This is a genomic window from Actinomyces sp. 565, assembly GCF_010365615.1.
Lineage (GTDB): Bacteria > Actinomycetota > Actinomycetes > Actinomycetales > Actinomycetaceae > Actinomyces.
This window is the reverse complement of the sequence record NZ_PIZD01000066.1, coordinates 1-7,149: the sequence shown is the minus strand read 5'-3', so window position 1 is coordinate 7,149 and position 7,149 is coordinate 1. Positions and strand designations below refer to the sequence as shown.

The 7,149-nt window shown below is 69.4% G+C and carries 4 protein-coding genes; 2 read left to right on the top strand and 2 right to left on the bottom strand.

Features of this window, described 5'->3' with window-relative positions:
- Window positions 1-61 precede the first annotated feature (61 nt).
- Window positions 62-1,738: an RNA polymerase sigma factor gene (locus tag GZ997_RS12845; RefSeq protein WP_161924227.1), complete on the bottom strand. Its 1,677-nt coding sequence runs from the start codon at window positions 1,736-1,738 to the stop codon at window positions 62-64.
- A gap of 330 nt (window positions 1,739-2,068) precedes the next feature.
- On the opposite strand from GZ997_RS12845, the gene GZ997_RS10830 reads away from it, so the two are divergent.
- Together GZ997_RS10830 and pknB are read left to right on the top strand one after the other, a co-directional pair.
- The gene (locus GZ997_RS10830; protein ID WP_161924228.1) at window positions 2,069-3,286 is read left to right on the top strand and encodes a polyprenyl synthetase family protein; all 1,218 of its coding nucleotides are present in this window, start codon (window positions 2,069-2,071) and stop codon (window positions 3,284-3,286) included.
- 100 nt (window positions 3,287-3,386) lie between these two features.
- Complete coding sequence (gene pknB / locus GZ997_RS10825; protein ID WP_161924229.1) at window positions 3,387-5,438, top strand: Stk1 family PASTA domain-containing Ser/Thr kinase; 2,052 nt, start codon at window positions 3,387-3,389, stop codon at window positions 5,436-5,438.
- A 127-nt stretch (window positions 5,439-5,565) separates the two neighbouring features.
- On the opposite strand, the gene GZ997_RS10820 is transcribed toward pknB, so the two are convergent.
- Window positions 5,566-6,906, bottom strand: coding sequence for a 3-deoxy-7-phosphoheptulonate synthase class II (locus GZ997_RS10820; RefSeq protein WP_161925345.1), 1,341 nt, complete (start codon window positions 6,904-6,906; stop codon window positions 5,566-5,568).
- Window positions 6,907-7,149 lie beyond the last annotated feature (243 nt).

The following is a 7,149-nucleotide window of genomic DNA, read 5'->3' as shown; positions in this document are numbered from 1 at the left end:
CGCCCCGGAACCGGGCGGTTCCGGGGCGGCCGGGCGGTGCGCTGAGCAGCTGGCCCGCGGCTCAGTCGTCCAGGTAGTCGCGCAGCACCTGGGAGCGGCTGGGGTGGCGCAGCTTGCTCATGGTCTTGGACTCTATCTGGCGGATCCGCTCGCGAGTCACCCCGTAGACCTTGCCGATCTCGTCCAGGGTCTTGGGCTGGCCGTCGGTCAGGCCGAAGCGCATGGACACCACGCCCGCCTCCCGCTCGGACAGAGTGTCCAGGACGGCGTGCAGCTGCTCCTGCAGCAGGGTGAAGCTGACGGCATCGGCCGGTACGACCGCCTCGGAGTCCTCGATCAGGTCACCGAACTCGCTGTCTCCGTCCTCGCCGAGCGGAGTGTGCAGGGAGATGGGCTCGCGCCCGTACTTCTGCACCTCTACGACCTTCTCCGGCGTCATGTCCAGCTCGACGGCCAGCTCCTCCGGGGTGGGCTCGCGGCCCAGGTCCTGCAGCATCTGCCGCTGCACACGGGCAAGCTTGTTGATGACCTCGACCATGTGGACGGGGATGCGGATGGTGCGCGCCTGGTCCGCCATGGCGCGGGTGATGGCCTGGCGGATCCACCAGGTGGCGTAGGTGGAGAACTTGTAGCCCTTGGTGTAGTCGAACTTCTCCACCGCGCGGATCAGACCGAGGTTGCCCTCCTGGATGAGGTCCAGGAAGAGCATGCCGCGGCCGGTGTAGCGCTTGGCCAGGGAGACCACCAGGCGCAGGTTCGCCTCCAGCAGGTGGTTCTTGGCGCGCTGGCCGTCCTGAGCCACCCAGTGCAGCTCACGGCGGTACTTGGCGTCCAGGTCGTTGCCCTCGGTGGCCAGCAGGTGCTCGGCGTACAGGCCGGCCTCGATGCGCTTGGCCAGCTCAACCTCCTGCGCGGCATTGAGGAGGGCGACCTTGCCGATCTGCTTGAGGTAGTCCTTGACCGGGTCCGCAGTGGCGCCGGCGGTGACGACCTTCTGTGCGGGCTCGTCGCCCTCGTCTGAGTCCGATACCGTGAAGGAGCCGTCCTTGCTCTTCTCGCCCTTGGACTTCTTGGTCTTCTTGCCCGCCGCCTTCTCGGCCTCTTCACGGCGCATGCGCTCCAGCTCACCGGTCAGTGCCGCGATTGAGGGGCTCATCTTGATGCCCTTGATGACCCAGCCGCGGAAGATGTACCCGTTCTTGGTCAGGAACTCACGTGCGACAACGGGCTCCTCCTCGCCGGGGACAATGAAACGCGGCACGGGCCCATGCCCGTAGGGGGCCAGGGTGATCGGCTCCTCCAGGGTGCCGTCGCCGGAGATCTCCAGCCCCTCAACCACGGTGCGGCTGCGCACGAACAGCGTGGCGCCGGGGGCCAGCTGTACGTCCTTCAGGGCTGCAGGTGTGTTGAAGGGGCGCCGCTTGGTCCCGTCGCCGTTCTCCTCCAGCGAGACATCCAGGTAGTAGTCGCGCAGCTCGGGGGCGGGGGCGGCGTCGTCCCCCTGAGTGTCGACGTCGTCCTCATCTACGTCCTGTACGTCATCCGCGTCGGCGTAGTCGTCCTCGTCGTAGTCGGCCTCGTCGTCATCCTCGGCGTCGAGGTCGTCCTCTGCGTCCAGGTCGTCTTCCTCGTCGAGGTCGACGTCCTGGTTGCCGTCAAGGACCTCGTCGACGTCGTCAGCGAGTTCGACGCGCTCCCGCCTGGTTGTGGGAGTAGGAGCAACTGTGGAAGTAGCCACGGATTTCCTTTCACGGGCGGACGGTTGAGCCGGAGGGGCGCACAGAGCCCTGCGGAAGTCTACGCGAGGAATCCAAACGGTTCCGCAGGCGTGCGCGCCGCACCGCGGGAGGCTCGGACAGGACTCGGCATCCGCCACCGGCAGAAGGGACAACGATGCAGACGGCGCGTCTTATTCCCGCGGCACGTCTCCGGCTTGCCGCCAGAGGCACCCGGCAGCCCGCCGAGCGGCACTCGCGAACGGCCCGCGCACCACACGCCCGGCTCCCGTGCCCGCCACAAGCGCAGCACCGTTCCCCGCGGGCCGGACTCAATCATCTAGCCTGGGGGCATGACCGACGTTGATGCATTGCTGCCACTGGTACGCAGCGCCGTCGATGCGCGCCTCGAGCACGTTCTGGGCGAGCTGCGCGCCCGGTGGCACGATCCTTCCGGTGCCGCGGACGACCTATTCGACGCCGCCGCCACCGCGGTGTCCGGCGGCAAGCGCATGCGTGCGGTCCTGGGCGCCGTGGGCCTGGCGCTGCTGACTCAGGACGGCGCCGCTTCCGGCGACCGCGGCCGGGGCGGGTGCCGTAGCGGCAATCGCGACGAGAGCCGCCCCGAGCCACCCAGGCGTGAGGACGTGCTCACCGGCTCTACCGCCGCCTATTTGGGCGCCGCGCTGGAGCTCTATCAGGCCAGCGCACTTGTTCACGACGATGTGATCGACGCCGCAGACACCCGCCGTGGTCTGCCCTCCGCACACCGCCGGTTTGCGGCCCGCCACCTTGAGAACGGTTGGCGCGGCGCGGCGGAAAACTATGGCGTGAGCGCCGCGATCCTCCTGGGCGACCTGCTCATGTCGGCCGCCGCGTCAGAAATGGGAGCGGCGGCCGCCGCCTGTGGCCCCTGCGCCGGCAGAGCCGGCCGGGACGCCTTCGACGCCATGACCACGGAAGTCGCCGTGGGCCAGTTCCTGGACGTGCACCACGAGGTACTTCCCCTGCCTGCCCCCACCGCGCAACCGGTGCAGGCGGGTGCCGCCATGCACCGGGCCGCGCTCGCGGTTGTGCGGCACAAGTCCGCGCGCTATTCAGTGATGTACCCGCTGCTAGTCGGGGCGCTGCTGGCCGGCGTGGATCCGCACAGTGAGCTGTTCAGGGTGCTGGAGGTGTTCGGGGAGGAGATCGGAATCGCCTTCCAACTGCGTGACGACGTCCTCGGCGTCTTCGGCGATCCGTCCCTCACCGGTAAGCCGGCGGGCGATGACCTGCGCGAGGGCAAGCGCACAGTACTGCTGGCCCTGACCTGGCAGCGGTGCAGTGACGCCGACCGCGCCCTGCTGACCCGGGTGCTGTCACGGGGCCATGCCGCCGCGGATGAGGACATCGCAGCGGCCACTGAGGTTATCCGTGACTGCGGCGCCCTGACGGCGCACGAGGAGGAGATCGCGAGCCACACCGCCGCCGGCCTGGGCGCCCTGGCGGCTTCGCCCGCCACACTGAATGACGTCGCGCGGCAGTCACTGACCGCCCTGGCGGAGGTTCTGACCTCCCGCCGCAGCTAGCGCCCAATCCGCGTCCCAAGCGGTTCCAGTGTCTTATTGAGCACGTACCGCCGAGCGGCGTAATGCACCGGGTGCCCGTGAGGCCCGTACACTCGGCCCCGTGAGCAAGGATCCTCTCATCGGCCGTCTGGTCGACGCTCGTTATGAGATCGTCGACCGGGTGGCCCGTGGGGGCATGGCCACCGTCTACCGGGCGCAGGACCGCCGCCTGGATCGTCTGGTAGCGCTGAAGCTCATGCACCCGCACCTGGCCGACTCCCCCGACTTCGTGGCCCGGTTCCGGCGCGAGGCCAGAGCGGCAGCCCGACTGTCCAACCCCGGGGTGGTGGCGGTATACGACCAGGGCAGCCTAGACGGCGTCGCCTACCTGGTGATGGAGCTCGTGGAGGGCCCCAATCTGCGTGACCTCATCGCGGCAGGTCCCCTGACTGTAAGGGAGGCGCTCGGGCTGACGGCCCAGGTGCTCCGGCCCCTGGGGGCCGCTCACCGCGCCGGCTTGGTGCACCGGGACGTCAAGCCGGAGAACGTGCTGCTGCCCGCCGACGGGTCGGTAGCCAAGGTCGCCGACTTCGGCCTTGCTCGCGCCGTCACGGAGGTCACCCAGACCACCACCGGGAACGTCCTGGGCACGGTCGCCTACCTCGCGCCGGAGCTGATTACCACCGGTTCCTCAGCCCCTTGCGCAGACGTCTTCTCCGTGGGCGTGATCCTGTACGAGCTACTCACCGGCGCCCAGCCCTTCACTGCGGAGACTCCCATCCAGATCGCCTTCCGCAACGTTCATGAGGACGTGCCCGCGCCGTCGGAGCGCCTGCCCGACCTGGCGCAGAGCGTTGACGCCCTGGTAGCACAGATGACCCGCCGGGCGCCAGAGGAGCGGCTGGCCGACGCCGACGCGGCACTGAGCCGACTGCGGCAGGTCGTCTCCGCCCTGTCCGACGCGGAGCTGGCGGTCAAACGCGGTGGGGCCACCGGTTCGGTGCGTACCCAGGAGGTGCTGGCGGCCAATGCCGAGGCCGCCCACACCGCGATGCTGGCGGCCGACGGCGACGCGAGCGAGCCTGACGACGCCCAGGTCCCCGCGGACGCGGCCACCCCGGGCGCCGGCCTGCGCACGGTGTCCCTGCCCATCGGCTCCATAGCCCCGGACGAGGACTCCGAGTCCCGCGACGGCACCACCCGTGCGCTGGACCGCCGCCAGGCGGTGCGGGCCGGGTCGCAGGAGGAGACCGCGAGGGTAGCCCGGCATTCCGCACGCCGCCCGCGTCGGCGCGCACTGGTTGCCGCCGGGTTGGTGCTGCTGACCGCCGGAGGCGCAGGCGCCTGGTACTTCGGTGCCGGTCCGGGGCGTACGGTCCCGGTGCCGCAGATCGCCGGGATGACCGCTGCTGAGGCGCAGGCGCTAGTCGAGTCGGCGGGACTGGTCTGGGGCGCCCCCACTCGCGCCTATTCCGACACAGTGCCCGCGGACTCGGTGATCTCCTCCTCCCCCGAGGCCGCGACCCGCATGCACCCCGGAGAGGCAGTCACCCCGGTGATTTCCCGTGGCATTGAGCAGAAGACCGTTCCCGACGTCGTCGGTTCCAGCCAGGACGACGCCACCACCGCGATCACGGACGCAGGGCTGTCGCTCGGCGCCGTCACCAAGACCTATTCAGACTCGGTCGCATCCGGCATGGTCATCTCCTCCGAACCGGTTGCGGGCACAACCGTGAACCACTCCTCGGCGGTCGCGATCGTGGTGTCGCTGGGACGCCAGCCCGCCGTCGTCCCGGATGTCACCGGCATGAGCGTTGACGACGCCACCACTACGCTGCAAGCGGCCGGGCTCACGCTCGGTACGCAGTCGGAGGCGTTCTCCGACGACGTCGCCTCAGGGCTGGTCATTTCCTCCAGCCCTGCATCCGGCGCGGAGGGCTACTACCACGGTGACGCGGTGGACGTGACGGTATCCAAGGGCCCGGAGATGGTGAACGTGCCGGACGTCGCCGGCATGAGCGAGCAGGAGGCCACGGCGGCGCTCCAGGAAGTCGGCCTGGAGGTGGAGGTGTCCCGGGTCCTGGGTGGCCTGTTCGGCACGGCGCACTCCACCGATCCGGCTGCGGGTGAAAGCGTGCGGAAGGGCTCGAAAGTAACCTTGAACGTGGTCTGATCGGCGCTGAGCCGGAGCGGCGGCTCTGAGCCCCCGACTGGCACAACCGAGGCGACCGCCTGGCACAACCGGGCGACGGCGCCCACGGGCCTGCCGCCCCTGAGCGCCGTCGTTTTAGCGGTTGGCGTCAGCCGCGCAGCATCTCCGCAACCTCGAAGGCCATCTCCAGTGACTGCTGGTGGTTCAGCCGCGGATCCACGAGGGTCTCGTAACGGCGCGCCAGCCCGGCCTCGTCGATGTGCTCCCCACCGCCGAGGACCTCGGTGACATCGTCCCCGGTGAGCTCCACGTGAATGCCCGCGGGCACGGTACCCAGGGCCCGGTGTACCTCGAAGAAGCCACGGACCTCATCCATGATCGTGTCGAAGCGACGGGTCTTGTAGCCGTTTTCCGAGGTGATGGTGTTGCCGTGCATGGGGTCGGTGATCCAGGTGACCGGTCGGCCATCGGCGCGGACGATCTCCACCAGCTCCGGCAGTACATCCCGGATGCGGTCAGCACCCATACGCGTGATCAGGCTGAGCCGACCGGGGTCGCCTTCGGGGTTGAGGTGGTCGATCAGGGACAGCAGCTCCTCGCGGGTGGTCGTCGGGCCGATTTTCACACCCACCGGGTTGTGCACGCCCGCCAGCAGGGCCACATGGGCGTCGTCGGCGCCACGGGTGCGCTCCCCCACCCACAGGAAGTGGGCGGAGGTGTCGTAAAGGCGTCCGCTGCGGGAGTCCTCACGCGTCATGGCGTCCTCGTACTCCAGCAGGAGGGCCTCGTGGGCGGCGTAGAAGTCGACCTGGCGCAAGGCCTCGAAGTCCACGCCGGCGGCCTCCATGAAGCGCATCGCCCGGTCAATCTCCCCGGCGAAGGACTCAAAGCGCTTGTAGGCGGGATTCGCGGTGAAACCCCGGTTCCAGGAGTGGACCTCCCGCAGGTCCGCGTAGCCTCCCATGGTGAAGGAGCGAATTAGGTTCAGGGTGGTGCCGGCGCGCAGGTAGGCGTCAACCATCCGCTGCGGGTTGGGGATGCGGGCCTCGGCGGTAAAGGCGTGGTCATTGACCGAGTCACCGCGGTAGGAGGGCAGAGTGACGCCGTTACGGGTCTCGGTGTCCGAGCTGCGCGGCTTGGCGTACTGGCCCGCCATGCGCCCGATCTTGACCACCGGGGTGGAGGCTCCGTAGGTGAGCACCGCGGCCATTTGCAGGATGGTCTGCAGCTTCAGGCGGATGTTGATGGCGGTGTTGTCATGGAATGACTCGGCGCAGTCTCCCCCCATGAGCACGAATGCCCGGCCCTGCGATGCCGATACCATCTTCTCGCGCAGCGAGTCCACCTCACCGGCGAATACCAGCGGGGGCCGGGTGCGCAGGTCCGCCGCAGCGTCGGCGAGCGCCTGCGGGTCCGGGTAATGGGGCTGCTGGGCGGCGTGGTGCTGACGCCAGCCGGCTGCCTCGCCGGGAACCTGGAGCTCGTTCATCATGGCGCCAGCATAGGCGAGCGCCGCGTCTGGCTGGGCGTCTCGCCACAAGGTGGGATATAAGGCACGTCCTCGGTCCCGCCCGGGCCCGCTCCGTGACGGCGCGAAAGTGCCGGTTCAAAACGGTTCGACCGGCTGGTTGGAGGTGGGACCGGGCCGGTCGGCCACGGCGATCCGTGTCCGACCGGCCCGTCCATAGGTAGCCCACGCCTGGCGGCGGGGGCGGCGGCTCACGCCTCGCCG

Coding starts and splice junctions, on each gene's coding strand:
- GZ997_RS10830 (WP_161924228.1), top strand. CDS start 2,069: ATGACCGACGTTGATGCATTGCTGCCACTGGTACGCAGCGCCGTCGAT.
- GZ997_RS10820 (WP_161925345.1), bottom strand. CDS start 6,906: ATGAACGAGCTCCAGGTTCCCGGCGAGGCAGCCGGCTGGCGTCAGCAC.